This is a genomic window from Aminobacter sp. DSM 101952, from assembly GCF_001424795.1.
GTDB lineage: Bacteria > Pseudomonadota > Alphaproteobacteria > Rhizobiales > Rhizobiaceae > Aminobacter > Aminobacter aganoensis.
In genome coordinates, this window is record NZ_LMCL01000031.1 from 1 (window position 1) to 21,476 (window position 21,476).

Below are 21,476 nucleotides of genomic sequence, written 5' to 3' on the forward strand. Positions count from 1 at the left end.
CAAGACCTGCGACATCAAGGACCCCAACCAGAACATCAACTGGGTCCCGCCCCAGGGCGGCGAGGGGCCCGTCTATCCGAACATGTGACGAGCATCGCAACGCATTCAGAGAATAAAACGGCCCGGAAGTCCTCGCGACTTCCGGGCCGTTTCCTTGGGGCGAATGGTTTCAGCTGCCGCGTGGCGCCGGGGGCGCTTCGAGCACCACCGTCTGCGACTCGCTGTCTTCGGGCTGGGTGGCGCTGTCCTTGAACGAGAATTCCACCAGCAGCGGCCGATGATCGGACCCGGCGTCCTCGCCCATGGTCACCGAATGCACGGTCACGTCGCCCTTGGCCATGACATGGTCGATGGTCAGGCCGGCAAAGCGCATGAAGTCGGGCAGCATGAAGGTCAGCCAGGTCCGCCCGGCCGAGGGCATCAGCGTCAGGCCGCCGGCCTCGGCGACGCGCCTGACCGCAGCGCTCCATGGCGTCGCGTTGAAGTCGCCGCCCAGGATTGCACTGTCGCCGAGCGAGGCGAGGTCGCTGCTCAACTCGCCGATCTGTTGCGATTGCTCGAACGGCCATGGCCAGCCGAGATGCAGGACGGCCACGTCGCCCGTCCGGCCGCCGAAATCGACCTTGGCGATGGCCAGCGCGCCGCCGCCGAAGCACTGCGGCTCGCTGCCTTCGGCAAACGGCCGGCGCGACAGGATCGCCACGCCGAAGATGTGGTTGGGGTAGGGGCACAGGATGCGGTGGGGGTAGCGGGCAAGCAGCGGCTCGAGGCTCTTGTTCCACTGCGCCGACACTTCCTCGAGCGTGATGACGTCAGGCTGGGTCCGGCCGATCAGCGACAGCGCCTTGCCCGGTTCGGTGCTGTTGAAGCGCAGGTTCAGCTGCAGCATCTTGTAGACGGGACGGTCGCTGGCGCGCGGCTGGATTGCGGCATGCACCGGTCCCAGGCCCGGCAGCGGCAGCGCGCTCGACGTGGTGGACAGTGCCGCGGCGCCAAGGGCCAGCGCGGCAATCGCCTGCCAGCGCAGCGAGCCGAACAGCAGCGGCAACGCCGCCAGCATCATCAGCACCGCCAGATGCACCCTGAAATGGGCGAAGGAATCGAGCGCCGGGTGCCAGGCGCCGAAGAACCCGGCTACCAGCGGCACCGAAAGCAGCATCATCGCCAGGAAGCAGGCGATCCTGCCGAATTTGTAAAAAGCCATGGTCGTCATGTCCGCTTCATGTCGCGACAAATGCGGCCCATTGATGATCGATTATGGGCCTCCTGTATCTTGCCGCAAGGCTTCGTTGACAAGCCTCTTGTATCGGTCGCAATCGCCCGCCCCGGTTGAAATCCGTGGCGAACCGTGAGACCGATGGACCGCACCCGCCGGCCTTCGTGGCGGTTTTGCTCGACGCTGCAACTGCCTTGCGGAGAATGGAATGAAAACAGCCGCCCATCACTGGCTGCGGGCTTGTGCGGTCCTGCTTCTGGCGACGACGGCCGACGCCCGCGCCAACGGTCAGGTCGTCGAGCAGACGAAGACCTACGCCATCTCGGGGAGCACGGCGCCCGAGCTCTATGCCTCGATCGGCGAGCGCGGCCCCAAGGCCAGCGTCGGCCGCGCCATCGCCCACACCAATTTCAAGCTCACCTGGCAGCGCAAGTACGAGCCGCAGGGCGATGCCTGCACCCTGGTCGCGGCCAGGCCCAAGCTCATCATCACCTACACCTTGCCCAAGCCGGCCGGCCGCTTGCCGGCAGCGCTGCAGCAGCGCTGGGACGTGTTCTACGAAGGCGTCAGGCGCCACGAGCTGGTGCATGGCGAGATGATCAAGCAGATGGTGGCGACCATCGAAAAGACCACCATCGGCCTCTCGGTGCCGGGCGATCCCGGCTGCAAGAAGATCAGGCAGGAGATCATCAGGCCGCTGTCCGAAGCTTCGCTCGCCCAGCGCCGGCAAAGCAGCGACTTCGACCGCGTCGAACTCGGCGATGGCGGCAACGTCCACCGCCTGATCCTGACCTTCGTCAACGGCCAATAGCCGGCGCGCCAGGGCATTCGCGCCCGCAAATTCACGGGCGCGACAAGGCTGGGCTACTGGAAAGCCGTCTCGGCAAAGCTGCGCAGCTTGCGCGAGTGCAGCCGCTCGTTGGGCATCTCGGCCAGCTTTTCCATGGCGCGGATGCCGATGGTCAGGTGCTGCGCCACCTGCCGCTTGTAGAATTCCGTCGCCATGCCGGGCAGCTTGAGCTCGCCATGCAGCGGCTTGTCGGAAACGCACAGGAGCGTGCCATAGGGCACCCGGAAGCGGAAGCCGTTGGCGGCGATCGTCGCCGATTCCATGTCGAGTGCAATCGCCCGCGACTGCGACAGCCGCTGCACCGGCCCGCGCTGGTCGCGCAGCTCCCAGTTGCGGTTGTCGATGGTGGCGACAGTGCCGGTGCGCATGATGCGCTTGAGGTCGTAGCCGGAAAGCCCGGTCACCTCGGCCACCGCCTCCTGCAGCGCCACCTGCACCTCGGCCAGCGGCGGGATCGGCACCCATACCGGCAAATCGTCGTCGAGCACGTGGTCCTCGCGGACATAGGCATGCGCCAGCACGTAGTCGCCCAGCGCCTGGGTGTTGCGCAGGCCGGCGCAGTGGCCGAGCATCAGCCAGGCATGCGGCCTCAGCACGGCGATGTGGTCGGTGATGGTCTTGGCGTTGGACGGGCCGACGCCGATATTGACCATGGTGATGCCGCCATGGCCGGGCTTCTTCAGGTGATAGGCCGGCATCTGCGGCAGCCGGCCAAGCGGCGTGCCTTCGGACGGTGCGCTGGCGCCTGCCTTGGTCACCACGCCGCCCGGTTCGACGAACTCGGTGTAGCCGCCGCCGCCCTTGGCCATCAGCTCGCGGGCCAGCAGGACGAACTCGTCGATGTAGAACTGGTAGTTGGTGAACAGCACGAAGTTCTGGAAGTGATGCGGCGTGGTCGCGGTGTAGTGCGCCAGCCGGTGCAGCGAATAGTCGATGCGCTGGGCGGTGAAGACGGCCAGCGGCCGCGCTTCGCCGGGCATGATCTCGAACGTGCCGTTGGCGATGTGGTCGTCGGTGCCGTCGAGGTCCGGCACATCGAACAGGTCGCGGATCGGCCGCTGGATGCGGTCGGCGGCGGCGCCGTCGACATGGGTGCCTTCGAGGAAGGCGAAATGCAGCGGGATCGGCGTCGACGATTCCGACACGGTGACCGGTCCGCCGTGGTTGCGCATGATCAGCTTCAGCTGCTCGGTCAGGTAGTTCTGGAACAGGTCGGGCCGGGTGATCGTCGTCGAGAAATGGCCTGGCGTCGGCATATGGCCATAGGCCTGCCGGGAATCGACCTGCGAGTAGGACGTCGTGGTGACCCCGACCTCGGGGTAGAAGGCGCGGAAGCGCACATTGGTGTCGGCGCCCGCGGCAAGCGAAGCGAAGGCCTCGCGCAGGAAGGCGGTGTTGCGTTCGTAAAGCTGCTGCAGGGCGGCCACCGCCTTGCCGGCATCGCTGAAGCTCTGCTTGGGAAACGGCAGCGGCGAGGAGATGGATTCGATGGGCTCAGGATAGATTCGCTTTTCCATGACCCATTATAGAGACCAATCATGACAGTGGGGAGGGGGCCGATGGCGGCTCCCGTCAAAACCACGCTCAGCTCCGCTGCAGGCTGACCAGCAGCACGAAGCCGACGCCGCCCTTGCGTGCTGCGGGCGCCTCGATCGTCGAACCGTTGTCGGCGCGCAGCTGCGGCACGGCCAGCACCGGGGCGGCGAGAACCATCAGGATCAGCGCGGCCCGCGGCAGGAGCCGGAGCGTCTTTCTGATCTGGGTTGCGGTGCGGGTCATTGGCGTTTCTTTCGTCTCGGACAGTTGGTTCGATTATTTGCTGTGCGGCGGTTTGCAGGTCAGGCCCTCTTCGAAGACACAAGGCACCACACTGCCGATGTCCCAGGAGCGGGCGGGCCGGCTGGTCTCGGCGACGATGGTGGCGAATGCGATGCCGAACAGGGCGCTGAGCAGACAGACGATGGTGAACCGGCGAGCGAGCATTGGTGTCTTTCCCTTCAATGCGAGGGAATATGCCCGGCCGCGACTGAACGGGTTCTGAGACCTCCGTTCATCTTCGGTTCAAATTTATTGACGGTGCTTAAGACGTTCGCAGGGTTGCGTTTCAGCGGCCCGCGCATATCTCCAGTCCATCGACCATCAACGGAGACTGCGGGATGACCACCCAGACACTGCCGATCGAGCTCTATTATTGGCCCACGCCCAACGGCTGGAAGATCTCGATCATGCTGGAGGAACTCGGCGTTCCCTACACGGTCAAATACATCAACATCGGCAAGGGCGAGCAGTTCGAGCCGTCATTCCTCAAGATCGCGCCCAACAACCGCATGCCGGCGATCGTCGACCCCGAGGGTCCGAGCGCCGACGGCAAGTGGGGCCACGAGCCGATCTCGATCTTCGAGTCGGGTGCGATCCTGCAGTATCTCGGCCGCAAGTTCGGCAAGCTGTATCCGTCGGACGAGCGCGGTCGCGCCGAGGTCGATCAGTGGCTGTTCTGGCAGGTCGGCGGCCTCGGGCCGATGGCCGGCCAGGCACATCACTTCCGGCAATATGCGCCGGAGAAGATCGCCTATGGCATCGACCGCTACACCAACGAGGTCAATCGCCTCTATGGGGTGATGAACAAGCGCCTCGCCGACCGCGAGTTCCTCGCCGGCGACTATTCGATCGCCGACATCGCCTCGCTCGGCTGGGTCAAGCCCTACAAGAACCAGGGCCAGGAAATCGACGACTTCCCGCACCTCAAGCGCTGGTTCGAAACGCTGATGGCGCGCCCCGCGGTGATCAAGGGCATCTCCATCGGCGAAGACCACCGCCGCAACCTTGCCGACGACAAGGAAGCCCAGAAGGTGCTGTTCGGCCAGCGGGCGAGGGCGTGAGGGAAGCGTTTGGGGAATAGTGAATAGTGAATAGTGAATAGTGAATAGTGAGTAGTGAGTAGTGAATAGTGAATAGTGAAATAGTGGGTCCTTGAGGGTTGTAGCTTCGGCCTGGGCCGGACCACTACTCACTACTCACTACTCACTACTCACTACTCACTACTCACTACTCACTCGTTCGCTCTTACAGTTTCGACCAGTTCTGGGTCTTGCAGATCAGGCCGCCAAGCACGCAGCCCTTCATCTTCAGGCTCGATCCGGCAAGGCTGGCCTTGCCGGTATAGGTCTTGTCGTTGGCCGGATCGGTGATCTTGCCCGAATAGGCGCTGTCGCCATCGGCGTTGAAGGTGCCGATCTTCTTGCCGGCATGCTTGCCGTCCTTCAGCGTGATGCAGAAGCTGCCGCCGCAGGACGCGATCGCGGCGGTCGAGCCGGCTTCGGTCTTCCAGTTGCCTTCGATCGGATCGGCATGGGCCGCGCCGGCCAGCATCATCGTGGCCGCCACGGCCACGCTCATCTTGCGAAACATTGAAGTCCTCCCGGTTGGTGTCTTGCTCACAGGCATCTCCCCCGCCTGAGGTTTACGCAAACGTAAGCGTAATGCAGCTCTGGCGAAAACAAAAGCGGTGCCGCTGCGGAAGCTGGGCGCATTTTTGCGGCCCGAAAACGCCGGAATGAGACCCCGAAATTCACCGATGGCGACGGATGAAAGCTGGGCGTGGTTATCAAAGACTTTCGCGTCCGCGCGCAAATTTTCATCGCATTTTCTCCAAATCCCAACCGGCGCAACGGTTCCTATCCTTAATGAATTCCGAGGTTTACCCTTTGTTTGAGGTTTGTTTTCCTGGAATTAAGCACGCCATTTAACGACGGATTCAAGGCTGGGCGGCATCTTCGGAAGCATCGAAAGAGCAGCTCCGGGGACACCAGCGAGCCCGCTCTCGGGAGACAGACAGGGGATAAGAAAATGGCACGTTTCGAAATCTTTGATGCTGGCTTCGGCGCGATGGGTTCCACCGCTCAGGCCGACATTCTTCTGGAATTGGGCATGATGTATGCGACCGGCCGCGACTGCGAGGTCGACGTCATTGCCGCCCACAAATGGTTCAACATCGCCGCGATCAAGGGCTCTGCCCGCGCCGCGGAACTGCGCTCGGAACTGTCCGGCTCGATGTCCAAGCTCGACATCGTCAAGGCGCTGCGCGAAGCCCGCGAATGGATGACCACGCACTGAACACCGCTTCCGGGGGGAAGATCGAGGTCGCCGGCATGGCGGCTTCCAACAACAACAACGCGACGGTCTGAAGGACGGGCGAGGCGCGACGCATAACAGGGCAGGCGGACTGCGACGGGGCCAAAGACGCTCCGCGACGTCCTCCACGAAAAAGGCCGCGACCGATCGAAACAAGATCGGCGCGGCCTTTTTGTTTTGGCCAGTCGGCGACCCGGCTGCCGGCATCATTGCCGCCAGTGCCGCTTGCAGGCACAATGCTCCGACGCCCATGCGCCAAGACAAGGCACAAGCTGGGTGGGAGGTTTCCAGTGCATTTAATGGCGCGCGGCATCGCCGGCGCGCTCAGGGGGAGGGAAGAATGCATTTCAAACGTTCAGTTGGCGCATTGCTCGCGCTGTCGCTCAGTGCCGGCGTGGCATTTGCCGAAGACATCACCGTCGCCGTCGTCGGGCCGATGACCGGCCAGCTCGCCAATATCGGCGACCAGTTCCGCCAGGGCGCCGAGGCTGCGGTCAAGGCGATCAACGAAAAGGGCGGCGTCCTGGGTCGCCAGCTCAAGCTTTCGGTCGAGGACGACGTCTGCGATCCCAAGCAGGCGGTTTCGGTCGCCAACCGCATCGTTGCCAACGGCATCAAGTTCATCGACGGCCACGCCTGCTCGGGCTCGAGCATTCCGGCCTCCGCCGTCTATGCCGAGAGCGGCGCGCTGATGATGTCGCCGGCGTCGTCGAACCCGATCATGACCGACGATGCGGCCGCCAAGGGCTGGTCGACGATCATGCGTCTCTACACCCGCGACGACGCGCAGGGGGCCTTCATCGGGCCGTGGATCGCCGAGAAGTACAAGGGCAAGAACGTCGTCGTGCTGCACGACAAGAGCGCCTACGGCCAGGGCGTGGCCGATGCCGTCAAGACGACGATGAATGCCGCGGGCCTCACCGAGCTTCTGTACGAAGGCATCAATGCCGGCGAGAAGGACTATTCGGCGCTCGTCACCAAGCTCAAGGATCTCAAGGCCGATGTCGTCTATTTCGGTGGCTACCACCCCGAGGCCGGCCTCATCCTGCGCCAGTCGGCGGAGCAGAACTTCAAGTATCAGCTGATCATGCCGGACTCGATCGCCTCGCCTGAATTCTGGCAGATCGCCGGTCCGGCCGGCGAAGGCACGATGTTCGTCTTCCCGTCCGATCCGCAGGCCAAGCCCGAAGCCAAGGAAGCGGTCGAGAAGATCAAGGCCGGCGGTTTCGTGCCGGAAGGTTTCACCCTGTTCTCCTACGCCACCATCCAGGCTTTCGCGCAGGGCATCGAACGCGCCGGCACCGACGATCCGATGAAGGTCGCCGAGGCGCTCAAGGATGGCAAGCCGATCAGCACCGTCGTCGGCGACGTGGTCTTCGACGAGAAGGGCGACCTGAAGAACGCCAGCTACGACATCAACCAGTGGCATGACGGCAAGTACGCGCCGATCCAGCAGTAGGTTTTCCTGGAAAGTCCGAATTGTTCCAATGGCCGGGCTTGTCCCGGCCATTGTCGTTTTCGTGGGCTTGGCGCAAGATGGCGCATTCGCACTCGGACGTCATATGCGCGCCGTTTTGGCTGCGACGTCGCTTCGTGCGTCGATTTCAGGAGGAACCGAGCCATGAGCCTTCGTATCAACGACACCGCCCCGGATTTCAAAGCCGACACCACGGAAGGCCCGATCAGCTTTCACGACTGGATCGGCGACGGCTATGCCGTGCTGTTTTCGCACCCCAAGGATTTCACCCCGGTCTGCACGACCGAACTGGGCTACATGGCCGGGCTCAAGGCGGATTTCGCCCAGCGCAACGCCAAGATGATCGGCATCTCGGTCGATCCGGTCGAAAACCACCACAAGTGGAAGGCCGATATCGAGCAACTGTCCGGCAACAAGGTCGACTACCCGATGATCGGCGATCCGACGCTTGCCGTCGCCAAGCTCTATGACATGCTGCCGGCCGGTGCCGGCGACAGCTCGGAAGGCCGCACCCCGGCAGACAATGCCACCGTGCGCTCGGTGTTCGTCATCGGGCCCGACAAGAAGGTCAAGCTGACGCTGACCTATCCGATGTCGACCGGCCGCAACTTCGACGAGATCTTGCGCGCGCTCGATTCGATCCAGCTGACCGCCAAGTATCAGGTGGCAACGCCGGTGCAGTGGAAGCAGGGCGACGACGTCATCGTCACCGCCGCCGTGTCCGACGAGGATGCCATCAAGCGCTTCGGCTCGTTCGAGCGCGTGCTGCCCTATCTCAGGAAGACCAAGCAGCCGACCACGCACTGATCCGCAACGGATTGCAGCGAAAGCCGCGCCCTTGGCGCGGCTTTTTTGTTTGCTGCGTCAGCTCATGCCGACATAGCGGCCGGGACGGTGGTTGATGGCGATGATCAGGTTGAGCACCGCCGCGCCCGCCACCGACAGCGCCACCTTCGTCCAGTCGAGGTAGAACAGTGATACGACCAGGATGCTGAGGTCGACGGCAAGCTGGAAATAGCCGGCGCGGATGCCGTAATTGTCCTGCAGGTAGAGCGCCAGGATGTTGAAGCCGCCGAGCCCGGCGCGGTGGCGGAACAGGATCAGCAGTCCCATGCCCATCAGCCCGCCGCCGGCGACCGCCGCATAGAGCGGTTCGACATGCGCGATGCCGATCCATTCCGGCGTCAGCCGCGACAAGGCCGAGATCAGCGCCACCGCGGCAAAGGTGCGTAGCGCGAACGGCCAGCCCATGCGTTTCACCGCGAGATAATAGAACGGCAGGTTGATGACGAAGAAGACCGCACCGAAACCGTAGCCGGTGACATACTGGATGAGCAGCGCCAGCCCGGCCGAGCTGCCGGTGATCAGCCCGGCATGGGTGTAGAGCACCAGTCCCAGCGCGACCAGCATCGTGCCGGTCAGCAGCGCCAGCAAGTCCTCGTAGAGCCCATGCGGGATGGCTTCGCTGCTGGTTTCGGTCACGGGGTCGCCTGTCGTTGGTCGCTGCCCTGCAGCCCTAAGGCGTCGGCCCGAAGATCGAAACCCATTTTTGGGCTGGAGTTGCGCTTTCGCAAACGGCGGCACTATTCCTCGAAGCGCACCAGCACCGTTCCGTCCGTCACCTGCGCGCCTTCCGCGGCGATCTCCTGGATCACCCCGTCATGGGTGGCGGTGATGGTGTGTTCCATCTTCATCGCCTCGAGCACCAGCAGTGCCTGTCCCTTGGTGACCTTGTCGCCCTTGGCCGCGCGCACCAGCTTGACCAGCCCCGGCATCGGCGCCCGCATGCTCGACGTGCCTTCGCCGATCTCGGCGGCCCGCGCAAACGGATCGCTGATCGCGAAGTCGAAGGAACGGCCGTTCTCGAACACTGTGACGTGGCCCGGCCAGCCGGCGACGGTGGCGTCGGCGTCCGTTGTTTCGGCGGCAAGCACGAAGGCTTCGCCGCCCTCGGGCCTGACGTCGAAGCGTCCGTCCGGCCTGGCCGAAATGTGGGCGACGATCTCGGTGCCGCCAAACGACAGCGCCGTCCGCCGCACCAGCGGATTGAAGTGGGCGTAGCCGGCAAGGCCCGACCAGGGATCGTCCGAGTCGGCTGGTGTGGTTGCTCCGGTCGCCGCCAATGCGGCAAGCGCCATCGCGCGGCTGCCCGGCGCGGCGGACGTGGTGAGTTCGTCCTGCTTGCGCCCGATCAGGCCGGTGTCGACATCGCCCGACGCGAAGTCAGGGTCGCGGGCAAGGGCTGCCAGGAACGCCGCATTGGTGGTCGACCCCGCCACCTCCGTGCGCGAGACGGCATCGGCCAGCGCGTCGAGTGCAGTTGTGCGGTCGGCGCCATGCGTCACCACCTTGGCGATCATCGGATCGTAGAATGGCGAGATGGCATCGCCCTGGCGCACACCGGTTTCGATGCGGATATCGGTGCCGGCCGCACTTTCGGACGGAAAGCGGAGGTGGTGCAGCGTCCCGATCGCCGGCAGGAAACCCTTGGCCGGGTCTTCGGCATAGAGCCGCGCCTCGAAGGCATGACCATCAAGCCCGATGCCGTCCTGCCCGACGGGAAGTTCCTCGCCCGCGGCCACGCGCAACTGCCACTCGACCAGGTCGACGCCCGTCACCATTTCCGTCACCGGATGCTCGACCTGCAGGCGCGTGTTCATCTCCATGAACCAGAACCGGTCCGGCTTCAGCCCGTCCGAGGCGTCGACGATGAACTCGATCGTGCCGGCGCCCGAATATCCGATCGCCTTGGCGGCTTTCACCGCGGCGTCGGTCATCGCCGCGCGCAGTTCCGGCGTCATGCCGGGGGCAGGGGCTTCCTCGATCACCTTCTGGTGCCGGCGCTGTGCCGAGCAGTCGCGTTCGAACAGATGTACCGCATTGCCATGGTTGTCGCCGAACACCTGCACCTCGATGTGGCGCGGCTTGTCGACATATTTCTCGACCAGCACGCGGTCGTCGCCGAAGGCGGCCTTGGCCTCGCGCCGCGCGCCCGACAGCGCGTCGGAGAAGTCGTCGGGATGGTCGACCCGGCGCATGCCCTTGCCGCCGCCGCCGGCGCGCGCCTTGATCAGCACGGGATAGCCGATCTCGCGTGCCTTGCTGGCGAGGATGACGATCTCCTGCGCCTCGCCGTGATAGCCCGGCACCACCGGCACGCCGGCCTTTTCCATCAGCCGCTTGGCTGCATCCTTCAGCCCCATGGCACGGATCGAGGCCGCCGACGGGCCGATGAAGACGAGGCCGGCCGCCGTCACCTGGTCGACGAAGTCGGGGTTTTCGGAGAGGAAGCCGTAGCCGGGATGGATCGCTTCGGCGCCGGTCGCCTTGGCCGCCGCGATGATGACGTCGCCGCGCAGGTAGCTTTCGGCGACAGGCGAGCCGCCGATATGCACGGCCTCGTCGGCCATCGCCACATGCAGCGACCGCGCATCGGCGTCGGAATAGACTGCAACCGTCTTCACGCCTATCTTGCGGGCGGTGCGGATGACGCGGCAGGCGATTTCGCCGCGATTGGCGATGAGGATTTTCGAGAACATCATTCCCCCGATACGAAGTGGGTCATTGGAAGCGGCGCGCTATTCATCGTCGCCCCCGAGAGGTCGAGCGCGGCGCGATGGAAAGCGGCGGCGGCTTCGTCGAAGCAGCAGAACACCACTGTCTCCGGCGACTGCCTGGCGCCGAGGTGGCGCAATACGGCGGCAACGGCCACGCCTGCCGCCTCATCCTTGGGATAGCCGTAGATGCCGGTCGAGATCGCCGGAAAGGCGATGCTTGTCAGGCTGTGCTCAGTGGCGAGTTGCAAGGCGCGCGTGTAGCAGGATGCCAGCAGGTCGGCCTCTCCGGCACCGCCGCCGTGCCAGACCGGGCCGACGGCGTGGATCACGTGCGGCGCCTTCAGTCGGTAGCCGCCCGTCATCTTCGCGTCGCCCGTGTCGCAACCGGCCAGTTGCCGGCATTCGGCCAGCAACTCTGGCCCCGCGGCACGATGGATCGCGCCGTCCACCCCGCCGCCGCCCAGCAAGGACGAGTTGGCCGCGTTGACGATGGCGTCGACCTCGAGCGTCGTGATGTCGGCGACGATGACCGAGATGCGCGCTCTCATGCCGCCACCGCCTTGCCGAGGCCGGTCGTCGTCAAAGGCAAAACTGATTGCACATCGAAATCAGTTATGCGATCCAATGACCGGTTGCAGAACGAAAGCATGGAGGAGGAGCCGAAATGCGCAGGATCGTCGCCTGGAACGTCATGACCCTCGATGGTTACTTCGAGGGCAAGAGCCCCTGGGATTTGAGCTTCCACAACCTCGTCTGGGGCGAAGAGCTCGAGGCCTTCTCGCTGGCCCAGGGCGAGGAGCTCGGCACGCTGCTCTTCGGCCGCAAGACCTACGAGGGCATGGCCAGCTACTGGACCCAGGAGACCGGCGCCATCGCCGACATGATGAACAACAGCGAGAAGGCGGTTGCCTCCCGCACGCTCGAGCAGGTGACCTGGAACAACAGCCGCCTGCTCGAGGGCGACCTCGTTGCCGCCGTCGAGCGTCTCAAGCGCGAGCCGGGCAAGGACATCTTCGTGTTCGGCAGCGCCGACCTGCTCGACACCTTGCTCGCCAACGGCCTCGTCGACGAATACAGGCTGTGCATCGCCCCGGTGTTGCTCGGCGCCGGCAACCGGCTGTTCAAGCCCGGCCGCGAGCTTGCGATGAAGCTGACCCAGACCGCGCCGCTCAAGAACGGCGGCGTCATCCTGCGCTACCTGCCGCAGGCTGCTGCCTAGGCCGTCATGTTGCGGGCGATCGCTCAAGGCTTCTGAATCCTTCCCCGGATGGTGCCATGCCCTCGTGGGGCGCGGCCCTGCCGTCACATCCTGAAGACGCCGAACTTGGTGTCGGCTATCGGCGCGTTGAGTGCTGCCGACAGGCTGAGCGCCAGCACCTCGCGCGTCCTTGCCGGGTCGATGATGCCGTCGTCCCACAGCCTGGCCGACGAATAGAGCGGGTGTCCCTCGCGCTCGTATTTTTCCAGGATCGGCGCGCGGAACTCGGCTTCCTCCTCCTTCGACCAGCTGCCACCCTTGCGCTCGATGCCGTCGCGCTTGACCATGGCGAGCACGGTCGCCGCCTGTTCGCCGCCCATCACCGAGATGCGGGCGTTAGGCCACATCCACAGGAAGCGCGGCGAATAGGCCCGGCCGCACATGCCGTAATTGCCGGCGCCGAACGAGCCGCCGATGATGATGGTCACCTTTGGCACCTGAGCGGTTGCCACCGCCGTCACCAGCTTGGCGCCGTCCTTGGCGATGCCGCCGGCCTCGTATTTTGCGCCGACCATGAAGCCGGTGATGTTCTGCAGGAACACCAGCGGGATCTTCCTCTGGCAGCACAGCTCGATGAAATGCGCGCCCTTCAGCGCGCTCTCGGAAAACAGCACGCCGTTGTTGGCGATGATGCCCACCGGCATGCCGTGGATGTGGGCGAAGCCCGTCACCAGCGTGGTGCCGTAGTTCTGCTTGAATTCGTCGAACTCGGAGCCGTCGACGATGCGCGCGATCACCTCGCGCACGTCATAGGGCTGGCGCAGGTCGGCGGGAATGACGCCATAGACCTCTTCCGGCGCATGAAGCGGCGGAATCGCTTTCTTCAGGACCAGCCCGATGTCCTTCTTCCGATTCAGGTTTTTGACGATGCGCCGGACGATCGCCAGCGCGTGTTCGTCGTCGACGGCATAGTGGTCGGCGACGCCCGAGACGCGCGTGTGCAGGTCGGCGCCGCCCAGTTCCTCGGCGCTCACGTCCTCGCCCGTCGCCGCCTTCACCAGCGGCGGACCGGCGAGGAAGATCGTCGCCTGGTTGCGTACCATGATCGTTTCGTCCGACATCGCCGGCACATAGGCGCCGCCTGCCGTGCACGAACCCATGACGCAGGCGATCTGCGGAATACCCGCTGCCGACATGTTGGCCTGGTTGAAGAAGATGCGGCCGAAGTGGTCGCGATCGGGAAACACCTCGTCCTGGTTGGGCAGGTTGGCCCCGCCGGAATCGACTAGGTAGATGCAGGGCAGGTTGTTCTGCAGCGCGATCTCCTGCGCTCGCAGGTGCTTCTTCACCGTCATCGGGTAGTAGGTACCGCCCTTCACCGTGGCATCGTTGACCACGATCATGCATTCGGTGCCCTCGACGCGGCCGACGCCGGCGATCAGTCCCGCCGAGGCGATGTCGCCGCCATAGAGGCCCCAGGCGGCGAACTGGCCGACCTCGAGGAACGGCGAACCGGCGTCGAGCAACTGCGCCAGCCTCTCCCTGGGCAGGAGCTTGCCGCGCGAGGCGTGCCGCTTGCGCGCGTCTTCCGAGCCGCCGCGCTCTACCGTCGTCGCCTTTTCGCCGATGTCGGCCACCAGCGATCGCAGGCGCGCGGCATTGGCCTTGAAGCTTTCGGAGGAGGGGGAGAGCAGGGAGTGGAGCGTCGGCATTTGTCCTCTTGGAGTGATACCCATGCGCTGCTGCGCCCAGGGCGCGTAGCAGTCATGGTGGGGTGGCGAATCTAACGCACTAGCCTCGTAATTTCGGCGAAGTCCAGCATCGTCGGTGCTCTAGCGTATGATCTCTATCCTGCAGCCGACGTCGAGGTCGGCCCATTTGCGGTCGGCGGTAAAGGCTGTCGCGCCCTCCCGGATGGCGAGCGCCAGGCACGCCCGGTCGCCCAGCGACAGGCCCTTGTGGCGGGTCATTGGCCGAAGGTGCCCGGCGATCAGTGCAAGGTGGTGGTCGAAAGGGGCCACCTGAAGGCGCAAATTCTCGTATTGTTGCCGGACCTCGATCTCGTCGTAGCCCTTGTCGGCAAGCTTGGAGATGATCTCCGTGACATTGACGGTGCAGACGATGCTCTCGTCGACGATGGCATGCACCCGTTCTGCTCCCGATTCTTGCAGCATGGCCGCCAGGACTGCAGAGGTGTCCAGAACGATCATTCTTCGCCCCACATGGCCCGACGTTCCGCGAGGAACTCGTCGACCACGCTCTCGCCCGGCTTCTTGTACTTTGCCATTTCTTGCTGGACCCGGGTGAGGGCCATCTGGTGCGAGATCAGCCTCAGTTCTCCATCCTCGACGTGCGCAACGAGATCGTCGCCGGGCTTGATGCCCATTTCCTCGCGCATCGCTGCTGGGATGACGAGGCGACCACCATCGCCCACGCGCAGGCGTTCGAAACGCGGCGGCTTGCGCAGCAGTTCATCCCGGATCCTGGAGCTGTAGGGCTTCTGCGGCTCTTCGGCGAAACCCTCCGGTATCTCTGGCTCAGTCATGGCATGAATCCCGATCTGTGGCAGAAAGCGAGATTATGCCATGAATGGCAAAAAGCGACAAACGTGCGCTGTCATGCCCCTTCCGCCATGATCTCGCGCCCGATCAGCCAACGCCGGATCTCGCTGGTGCCGGCGCCGATCTCGTAGAGCTTGGCGTCGCGCAGCAGGCGCCCCGTGGGATAGTCGTTGATGTAGCCGTTGCCGCCGAGCAGTTGCAGCGCATCGAGCGCCATCTGCGTTGCCTTCTCCGCCGCAAACAGCACGCAGCCGGCAGCGTCCTTGCGCGTCGTCTGGCCGCGGTCGCAGGCTGCCGCCACCGCATAGACATAGGCGCGCGCGGCATTCATCGTCGAATACATGTCGGCGAGCTTGCCCTGCACGAGCTGGAATTCGCCGATCGGCTGGCCGAATTGCTTGCGGTCATGGACGTAGGGCACCGCCACGTCCAGGCAGGCGGCCATGATGCCGATCGGCCCGCCGGCCAGCACCACGCGTTCGTAGTCGAGGCCCGACATCAGCACTTCGACGCCGCGGCCTTCCTCGTGCAGCACGTTTTCGAACGGCACCTCGACATTTTCGAACACCAGCTCGCCGGTGTTGGAACCGCGCATGCCGAGCTTGTCGAGCTTCTGCGCCACCGAAAAACCCTTCGTCGTCTTTTCGATGATGAAGGCGGTGATACCGCGCGATTTCCGCTCCGGATCGGTCTTGGCATAGACCACCAGCGTGTCGGCGTCGGGACCGTTGGTGATCCACATCTTGGAGCCGTTGAGCACATAGCAGTCGTTGCGCTTCTCGGCCTTGAGGCGCAGCGACACGACGTCGGAACCCGAGCCGCTTTCCGACATGGCGAGTGCGCCGACATTCTCGCCGGAGCACAGCTTGGGCAGGTACTTGGCTTTCTGCTCCGGCGTGCCCCAGCGCTTGATCTGGTTCACGCACAGGTTCGAATGCGCGCCATAGGACAGGCCGACCGAAGCCGAGGCGCGGGAGATCTCCTCCACGGCGACGACATGAGCGACATAGCCCATTTCCGAGCCGCCATATTCGCCTTCGGCGGTGATGCCCAGCAGGCCGAGCGCGCCGAGTTCCTGCCACAGATGCGCGGGGAACTCGTTCGAACGATCGATGTCGGCGGCAATCGGCGCGATGCGCTCCTGGGCGAAGCGCCGCACCATCTCGCGCAGGCTGTCTATGTCCTCACCGAGCCCGAAGTTCAGCGTCTTGTCGTACATGACTGTGCTCCGTGTTGGTCTTGGCGCCGGTCAGGCGCATGGTCATTGCAAGATAGGTCGCCGTCACTTCGTCGACCGACAGCCTCTCATCGGGACGAAACCAGACGATGACGCCGGTGATCATTTGAATGATGGCCATCGCGGTCAGGCCGGTATCGTCGACCTCCAGCACGCCAGCTTCCGCGCCGTCGCGCAGGATCGTCCTGAGCTCCTTCTCGTAGGCGGTGCGGAGCTTGAGGATGCCGGTCAGATTATCGCGCGAAAGGCTGCGCAGTTCCATGTTGGAGACATGCGTGGAGTGCCGGCGTTCGACATGGAAACGGATATGGTTGGCGACAAAGGCGGTCAGGCGCGCCACCGGGTCGTCATTGTCGGGGCGCGCGCTTTCCCAGGTGCCGAGCAGCGCTTCCATATGCTCGCGCATTAGCGTGCGGAGCAGGTCTTCCTTGGTGGGGAAATAGCGGTAGAGCGCCGCCGCCTGCACGCCCACTTCGGCGGCCAACTGGCGCATCGTCACGGCCTCGTAGCCATGGCGCGCGATCAGCAGCACCGCTGCGTCGCGGATTGCCGCTTCCGTCCTGCCGCCGTCCGAACCCGCCGTCCGCGCCATTGAGCCATTCCTCCCGGATGGGCCAATTAATAAAACGAACGTTAAATTAATTCAAGAGGCATCGTTGGGCGCGCCCTGGATCGGGGCTGGTGTGCCTCAGTCGCTGCGGAATGCGCGGCTGGCCTGGTCGGTCAGTGGCTTGAACAGATAGGAAAGCACCGTCCGGTCGGTGGTCTTGAGGAACACCTCGGCCGGCATGCCGGGCTTGAGGTCGGGGCTCCCGGCCTGTTCCAGGCTCCTGGCCGACAGGGCAATGCGCACGGCATAATAGGAGAGCCCGGCCTTCTGGTCTTCGATCATGTCGGGCGAAACCCGGTCGACCGTGCCGTCCACCTCGGGTGTGGTCTGCTGGTTGAAGGCCGACAGCCGGAGCGTCGCCGGCTGGCCGATGCGCACCTGGTCGATGTCTTGCGGCGCGACCCGGGCTTCCACCACCAGCGCGTCCGCCGTCGGCACGATCTGCATGATCGCTTCGCCGGGGGTGACGACGCCGCCGACCGTGTGGATGGCCAGCTGGTGCACGCGGCCGGCCTGCGGTGCACGGATGTCGATCTGCTTCAGCGACTGTTCGGCGGCGACCTGTCGTTCCCGCAATTCGCCCGCCTTGGCGTCGATCTCGCGCAGGTCGCTCGCCACCTGGCTGCGCATGTCCTGGTCGATCTGGATGATGGCGAGTTCCGTCTCGCTGATCCGGCCGCGCGTCTGCGCTGCCGCTGCCGTCAACTGGCCGTCCTCGCCGTCGAGTTGCGCTTGCGCCCGCTGGCGATCCGCCAGCCGTGAAATGGGCACCAGCTTCTTCTTCCACAGTTCCTCCATGCCGTCGAGCTCGACCTTGATCAGGGCGATCTCCTGCTGCTTGCTCTTCTGCTGGGCTTCGATGCCGGAGATTTCCTGGCGAAACTGGGCAATGCGCTCGCGCAACTGCGATACCTGGCCATCCCGCGCCTGCCGTCGGAGTGCAAACAGCTTGTTTTCGCCCTCAATCAGCTGGGCGATGCCGGGATCGGAGGCACGTGCTGTCAGTTCCTCGGGATAGGTAACCTCGCCAGCCCCGTCGCGCTCGGCGGTCAGGCGGGCCCGCCGCGCAATCAGCTCGTCCAGGCCGTTGTCGACGATGGCAAGATTGGCCTTGGCGACGGTATCGTCCAGCCGCACCAGCACCTCGCCGGCCGAAACCACGCTGCCATTGTGCACGTTCAGTGCGCCGACCACGCCGCCCTGCGGATGCTGGACTGCCTTGACGTTCGAATCGACCACCAGATGGCCGGCAGCCACGACAGCGCCCGACAGGCTGCTTGTCGCTGCCCACAGGCCGAGCCCGCCGACCAGCGCCAGCGCGGCAACGCCGCCCAGCCGCACGTTTCGTCTTATGGCATGGCGCAGCCGCTGCTGTTGCGGCGATGCGCCTTCGATCGGCTTGGCGCCCCTGTCGAGCAGCGCAAGCTCCTGTGTTTTCACCGACGCTGCAAGATCCCGCGCTGCCTTCAGCCGGTCTGCCGCGGAATGGGTCGTTACCAATGTCATTGTCAGCCCGCCGTTCCCACTGCATGGAGCGGCACCGGCACGGGTTGCAGTGCCTGCCTTGCGATGTCGCTCTTCAGGCCGAATGCCTGCTGCCTGCCGCCGCCGAGGACCAGCAGGTGGTCCAGGGCCGCGAGCGCGCTCGGCCGGTGCGCGACCACGATGACGATACCGCCGCGCGCCTTGATGCGCTCGATGGCCTGCGTCAGGGCCTGGTCGCCGGCTGCATCGAGATTGGAATTGGGCTCGTCGAGCACGACGAGGAACGGATCGCGATAGAGCGCGCGTGCCAGGGCCACGCGCTGGCGCTGGCCGGCGGAGAGTGCAGCCCCGCTTTCGCCGATCTCGGTCTGGTAGCCCTCGGGCAGACGCAGGATCATGTCATGCACGCCGGCTGCCTTCGCCGCCGCGATGATCGTCTCGGATGGCGCCTCGTCCTCGAAACGCGAAATATTCTGGCCCACGGTTCCGGCAAACAGCTCGACGTCCTGCGGCAGGTAGCCGATATGGCGTCCAAGCGATTGTGCCGGCCATTGCTCCAGTGCAGCGCCGTCCAGCCTGATCTTGCCGCGCATCAGCGGCCACACCCCGACCAGCGCACGCGCCAGCGAGGATTTTCCCGAGCCGCTGGGGCCGATGACGCCCATGCCGGATCCTGCCTGGAGCGTGAATTCTGCATCCTGCACCACCAGCCGCCGGTCGCCCGGCGCGACGACGCTGACGCCTTCTACGGCCAGTTCGGCGGTCGGTGCCGGAAGGTACATGCCGCCTTCGCTGGCCGGCATGGCCGCGAACAGGTCGTCGAGGCGGCGCCAGCTCTGGCGCGCGTTGAGGAAGCTTTTCCAGTGCGCGATGGCGAGTTCGATCGGTGCCAGTGCACGCGAAGTCAGGATCGAGCTGGCGATGATGATGCCCGGCGTCGCCTGCTGGTAGATGACGAGGTAGGCGCCCAGCGCCAGCACCATCGACTGCAGCATCATGCGCAGGATGCGCGACACCGAGCCGAAGCCGCTGGTCAGGTCGCTGGCGCGCTCCTGCGCCTCGCGAAAATCGCCGTTTGCCTTGCTCCAGCGCGTTGCCAGCCGGTCGCTCATGCCCATCGCGACGAGAACCTCGGCATTGCGGGCGCCTGCTTGGGCGATGGCGCTTCGCCGGGTGCTGAAGCCGGACATCGCCTTGGTCGGCCCGCGTACCAGGCGGTCGGTCAGCACCGTCAGGGCCACGAGCAGCAGCGCACCGATCATTGCCGCGACGCCGATCCACGGATGAAAGAGAAAACAGATGCCGACATAAAGCGGCATCCACGGCAGGTCGAACAAAGCGGCGGGGCCAGCGCCGGAGAGAAAGCCGCTGACCTGGTCGAGGTCGCGCATGGCCTGCAGCCCTTCGCCACGGTCGCGCGTGCGCAGCGGCAGCCGCACTATGCAATTGAACACGCGGCCGCTGATGATTTCGTCGATTCCGGCGCCGATCCGCGTCAGCACGCGGGCGCGCACCGCTTCGAGCACGCCCTGGAAGGCGTAGAGCACGGCCACGAGGATGATCAGCGCCACCAGCGTCGGCACGCTGCGGCTCGGCAGCACGCGGTCGTAGACCTGCAGCATGAACAGCGAGCCGGAGAGCATCAGGATGTTGATCAGGCCGCTGAAGCCGGCAACGGCGACGAACGTGCCGCGGAAGGAGCCGAGCGCATCGCGCAGCTCGGAGCGGCGGTTCGGGTCATTCGCAAGCGGGTGGGTCAGGACTTATCCCCCATGGCAGCCGCTCGGCTGCAATGCGGCGGGCCTCGCCGAAACGAGGCCCGCCTCTTAGGTCGCAAGAAAGGTCAGGCGGCGACGTCGGCGTTCTGGTGGCCCGAATGTGCGGCCATCTGCGCCAGGATCTTGGCGACTGCCGCCTGGGCGGCATCGCCCGCATCGGCCACACCGTGGCCGTCCGAAGGCAGGTGCGCCTGCAGCGCCGCGATCGCATGATCGACAGCCTGTTGGACATGGCCGCCGTCGGCAGTATCGTTGACCTGGTCGGCATTGACGTGCGCGGCCACCTTCGAGCTGAAGTTGAAGTGGTCGCCGTCGAGCGCCACAGTCTTCTTGGCCGAAGCGTCGGCGGAGCCGGCAACCTCGCGTTCGCCACGCGTACCCTGGTCCTGGCCGAAATGGTCCATCTTCTTGAAGAAGTCGGCGAGCCAGGTGCTGGCGGGGCTGCCGCCGGCACTGTTGCCGCCGGCGTTGCCCGTATCGGTGGTGTCGGCAACGTCGACCGGCTTTGTCGGCGCGGTCGGTGCAGCCGTGCCTGCGTCGTCTGCGGTCTCGGTGGCAGCCAGCGTGCCCGACTTCATCACCGGGTCGATCAGGTCCTTCTTGACGTTCTTGGTGCCGATCGTCGCCGTCTGCGTCGACGTCGCGATGTTGGCGCCCGAGAAGGTCACCGTGTAGGTGCCGGGCTTCAGCACCAGGTCATAGCCGCCGGCGGCCGATGTCGTGGTCTTGAAGGTCTGGCCGGCGGCGTTCTTGGCCGTCACGGTGATCGCACCCAATCCTTCGCCCGGATCGTAGAAACGGTCGCCGTCCTTGTCGTCGAAGGCAACGCCGGTCAGGAACAAGTCCGAGCCGGTCTTGGCGAAATCTTCCGTCACGAAGGCGCTCGAACGGCCCTTGTAGTCGCCGACCTCGAAGCCAAGGCCGACCTCACGGAAATTCGGGTTGAGGATGTTCGCCCGGTGTCCGGAGGAATTCATCAGGTTGGTGTGGAGCAGCTTCACTTCGTCGGTATAGCCGGTCGGTGCGCGGGTGGTCGCCCAGGCGATGTTCTCGCCGGTCGCCCACGAGCCGCTGAGCGTGTAGCCGGCCGCCTTCATGCGCGTCGTCGGCGAGGTGCCGCCGGAACCGGTGTGCGAAAATACGTCCGCCGAAAGCATCCATCTGTCGTGATTTTCAGCGGCTTCGCTTAGGTCGTTGTCGAATGCCAGAGGCTGGGCGCCTGTCTTGGCGCGCTCCGCGTTGATGAGCTCGAGCAAGTACTGCTCGTTGGCGCTGTGCTGAGGCATAGGGTCTCCCCGGTTGGTTCTAGATTGCTGTTGGACCCCCAAAATGTCCCGTTCCGCCCGAAAACCGGCCTAGGCAGGAACTGTGTTGAT

At 64.8% G+C, this 21,476-nt stretch carries 23 protein-coding genes; 7 read left to right on the forward strand and 16 right to left on the reverse strand.

Going from position 1 to position 21,476, the window contains the following annotated elements:
• The coding region (locus ASC75_RS25665; RefSeq protein ID WP_156133942.1) for a 4Fe-4S dicluster domain-containing protein at positions 1–88 on the forward strand (88 nt) is incomplete at its 5' end.
• An 81-nt stretch (positions 89–169) separates the two neighbouring features.
• Here the strand turns inward: ASC75_RS25665 and ASC75_RS18465 are convergent.
• On the reverse strand, positions 170–1,204 hold the full coding sequence (locus ASC75_RS18465; RefSeq protein ID WP_244487875.1) for an endonuclease/exonuclease/phosphatase family protein: 1,035 nt from the start codon (positions 1,202–1,204) through the stop codon (positions 170–172).
• Positions 1,205–1,424: 220 nt separating this feature from the next.
• Here ASC75_RS18465 and ASC75_RS18470 point away from each other — a divergent pair, with 220 nt between their 5' ends.
• The gene (locus ASC75_RS18470) at positions 1,425–2,027 is read left to right on the forward strand and encodes a DUF922 domain-containing protein (protein ID WP_055978474.1); all 603 of its coding nucleotides are present in this window, start codon (positions 1,425–1,427) and stop codon (positions 2,025–2,027) included.
• A gap of 53 nt (positions 2,028–2,080) precedes the next feature.
• Here ASC75_RS18470 and ASC75_RS18475 read toward each other — a convergent pair whose 3' ends face one another.
• From ASC75_RS18475 to ASC75_RS26490, 3 genes are all read right to left on the reverse strand, one after another.
• On the reverse strand, positions 2,081–3,583 hold the full coding sequence (locus tag ASC75_RS18475; protein WP_055978475.1) for an AMP nucleosidase: 1,503 nt from the start codon (positions 3,581–3,583) through the stop codon (positions 2,081–2,083).
• Positions 3,584–3,650: 67 nt separating this feature from the next.
• Positions 3,651–3,845, reverse strand: coding sequence for a hypothetical protein (locus ASC75_RS18480; protein WP_055978476.1), 195 nt, complete (start codon positions 3,843–3,845; stop codon positions 3,651–3,653).
• A 33-nt stretch (positions 3,846–3,878) separates the two neighbouring features.
• Entirely contained in the window at positions 3,879–4,049 is a 171-nt protein-coding gene (locus ASC75_RS26490) for a hypothetical protein (protein ID WP_184117343.1), read from the reverse strand.
• A gap of 173 nt (positions 4,050–4,222) precedes the next feature.
• Here ASC75_RS26490 and ASC75_RS18485 point away from each other — a divergent pair, with 173 nt between their 5' ends.
• The gene (locus tag ASC75_RS18485; RefSeq protein WP_055978477.1) at positions 4,223–4,945 is read left to right on the forward strand and encodes a glutathione S-transferase family protein; all 723 of its coding nucleotides are present in this window, start codon (positions 4,223–4,225) and stop codon (positions 4,943–4,945) included.
• Between the two features lie 184 nt (positions 4,946–5,129).
• On the opposite strand, the gene ASC75_RS18490 is transcribed toward ASC75_RS18485, so the two are convergent.
• Positions 5,130–5,474 (reverse strand): DUF2147 domain-containing protein, encoded by a 345-nt coding sequence (locus tag ASC75_RS18490; RefSeq protein WP_055978478.1) that lies wholly within the window; start codon positions 5,472–5,474, stop codon positions 5,130–5,132.
• A gap of 438 nt (positions 5,475–5,912) precedes the next feature.
• Here ASC75_RS18490 and ASC75_RS18495 point away from each other — a divergent pair, with 438 nt between their 5' ends.
• The 3 genes from ASC75_RS18495 to ASC75_RS18505 all read left to right on the forward strand — a co-directional run bounded on the left by ASC75_RS18495 (position 5,913) and on the right by ASC75_RS18505 (position 8,481).
• Positions 5,913–6,179, forward strand: a complete 267-nt coding sequence (locus tag ASC75_RS18495; RefSeq protein ID WP_055978479.1) for a sel1 repeat family protein — start codon at positions 5,913–5,915, stop codon at positions 6,177–6,179.
• Between the two features lie 358 nt (positions 6,180–6,537).
• Positions 6,538–7,656 carry an ABC transporter substrate-binding protein gene (locus ASC75_RS18500; RefSeq protein WP_055978480.1) on the forward strand — a complete coding sequence of 373 codons (1,119 nt, stop codon included), beginning with the start codon at positions 6,538–6,540 and terminating at the stop codon, positions 7,654–7,656.
• Between the two features lie 162 nt (positions 7,657–7,818).
• A complete protein-coding gene (locus tag ASC75_RS18505; protein ID WP_055978481.1) occupies positions 7,819–8,481 on the forward strand; it encodes a peroxiredoxin in 663 nt (220 codons plus the stop codon).
• A gap of 57 nt (positions 8,482–8,538) precedes the next feature.
• Here ASC75_RS18505 and ASC75_RS18510 read toward each other — a convergent pair whose 3' ends face one another.
• The 3 genes from ASC75_RS18510 to ASC75_RS18520 all read right to left on the reverse strand — a co-directional run bounded on the left by ASC75_RS18510 (position 8,539) and on the right by ASC75_RS18520 (position 11,779).
• Positions 8,539–9,156, reverse strand: a complete 618-nt coding sequence (locus ASC75_RS18510; RefSeq protein WP_055978482.1) for a YitT family protein — start codon at positions 9,154–9,156, stop codon at positions 8,539–8,541.
• Between the two features lie 101 nt (positions 9,157–9,257).
• On the reverse strand, positions 9,258–11,213 hold the full coding sequence (locus tag ASC75_RS18515; protein ID WP_055979208.1) for an acetyl/propionyl/methylcrotonyl-CoA carboxylase subunit alpha: 1,956 nt from the start codon (positions 11,211–11,213) through the stop codon (positions 9,258–9,260).
• Complete coding sequence (locus ASC75_RS18520) at positions 11,213–11,779, reverse strand: O-acetyl-ADP-ribose deacetylase (protein WP_055978483.1); 567 nt, start codon at positions 11,777–11,779, stop codon at positions 11,213–11,215. Before ASC75_RS18520 ends, ASC75_RS18515 begins: the two co-directional genes overlap by 1 nt.
• A 116-nt stretch (positions 11,780–11,895) precedes the next feature.
• Between ASC75_RS18520 and ASC75_RS18525 the strand changes: the two genes are divergently transcribed.
• Positions 11,896–12,450 carry a dihydrofolate reductase family protein gene (locus ASC75_RS18525; protein ID WP_055978484.1) on the forward strand — a complete coding sequence of 185 codons (555 nt, stop codon included), beginning with the start codon at positions 11,896–11,898 and terminating at the stop codon, positions 12,448–12,450.
• A gap of 83 nt (positions 12,451–12,533) precedes the next feature.
• On the opposite strand, the gene ASC75_RS18530 is transcribed toward ASC75_RS18525, so the two are convergent.
• From ASC75_RS18530 to ASC75_RS18565, 8 genes are all read right to left on the reverse strand, one after another.
• A complete protein-coding gene (locus tag ASC75_RS18530) occupies positions 12,534–14,141 on the reverse strand; it encodes a carboxyl transferase domain-containing protein (protein WP_055978485.1) in 1,608 nt (535 codons plus the stop codon).
• 120 nt (positions 14,142–14,261) lie between these two features.
• Positions 14,262–14,639 carry a type II toxin-antitoxin system VapC family toxin gene (locus ASC75_RS18535; RefSeq protein WP_055978486.1) on the reverse strand — a complete coding sequence of 126 codons (378 nt, stop codon included), beginning with the start codon at positions 14,637–14,639 and terminating at the stop codon, positions 14,262–14,264.
• Positions 14,636–14,974, reverse strand: a complete 339-nt coding sequence (locus tag ASC75_RS18540) for an AbrB/MazE/SpoVT family DNA-binding domain-containing protein (protein WP_055978487.1) — start codon at positions 14,972–14,974, stop codon at positions 14,636–14,638. The genes ASC75_RS18535 and ASC75_RS18540 overlap by 4 nt, the downstream gene beginning before the upstream one ends.
• A gap of 71 nt (positions 14,975–15,045) precedes the next feature.
• The gene (locus tag ASC75_RS18545; protein WP_055978488.1) at positions 15,046–16,209 is read right to left on the reverse strand and encodes an isovaleryl-CoA dehydrogenase; all 1,164 of its coding nucleotides are present in this window, start codon (positions 16,207–16,209) and stop codon (positions 15,046–15,048) included.
• Positions 16,175–16,819 (reverse strand): TetR/AcrR family transcriptional regulator, encoded by a 645-nt coding sequence (locus ASC75_RS18550; RefSeq protein ID WP_055978489.1) that lies wholly within the window; start codon positions 16,817–16,819, stop codon positions 16,175–16,177. Before ASC75_RS18550 ends, ASC75_RS18545 begins: the two co-directional genes overlap by 35 nt.
• A gap of 96 nt (positions 16,820–16,915) precedes the next feature.
• Positions 16,916–18,343 (reverse strand): HlyD family type I secretion periplasmic adaptor subunit, encoded by a 1,428-nt coding sequence (locus tag ASC75_RS18555; RefSeq protein ID WP_082496660.1) that lies wholly within the window; start codon positions 18,341–18,343, stop codon positions 16,916–16,918.
• Between the two features lie 2 nt (positions 18,344–18,345).
• Positions 18,346–20,082, reverse strand: coding sequence for a type I secretion system permease/ATPase (locus ASC75_RS18560; RefSeq protein ID WP_055978490.1), 1,737 nt, complete (start codon positions 20,080–20,082; stop codon positions 18,346–18,348).
• 83 nt (positions 20,083–20,165) lie between these two features.
• Complete coding sequence (locus ASC75_RS18565) at positions 20,166–21,386, reverse strand: CAP domain-containing protein (RefSeq protein WP_055978494.1); 1,221 nt, start codon at positions 21,384–21,386, stop codon at positions 20,166–20,168.
• Positions 21,387–21,476: the final 90 nt, after the last annotated feature.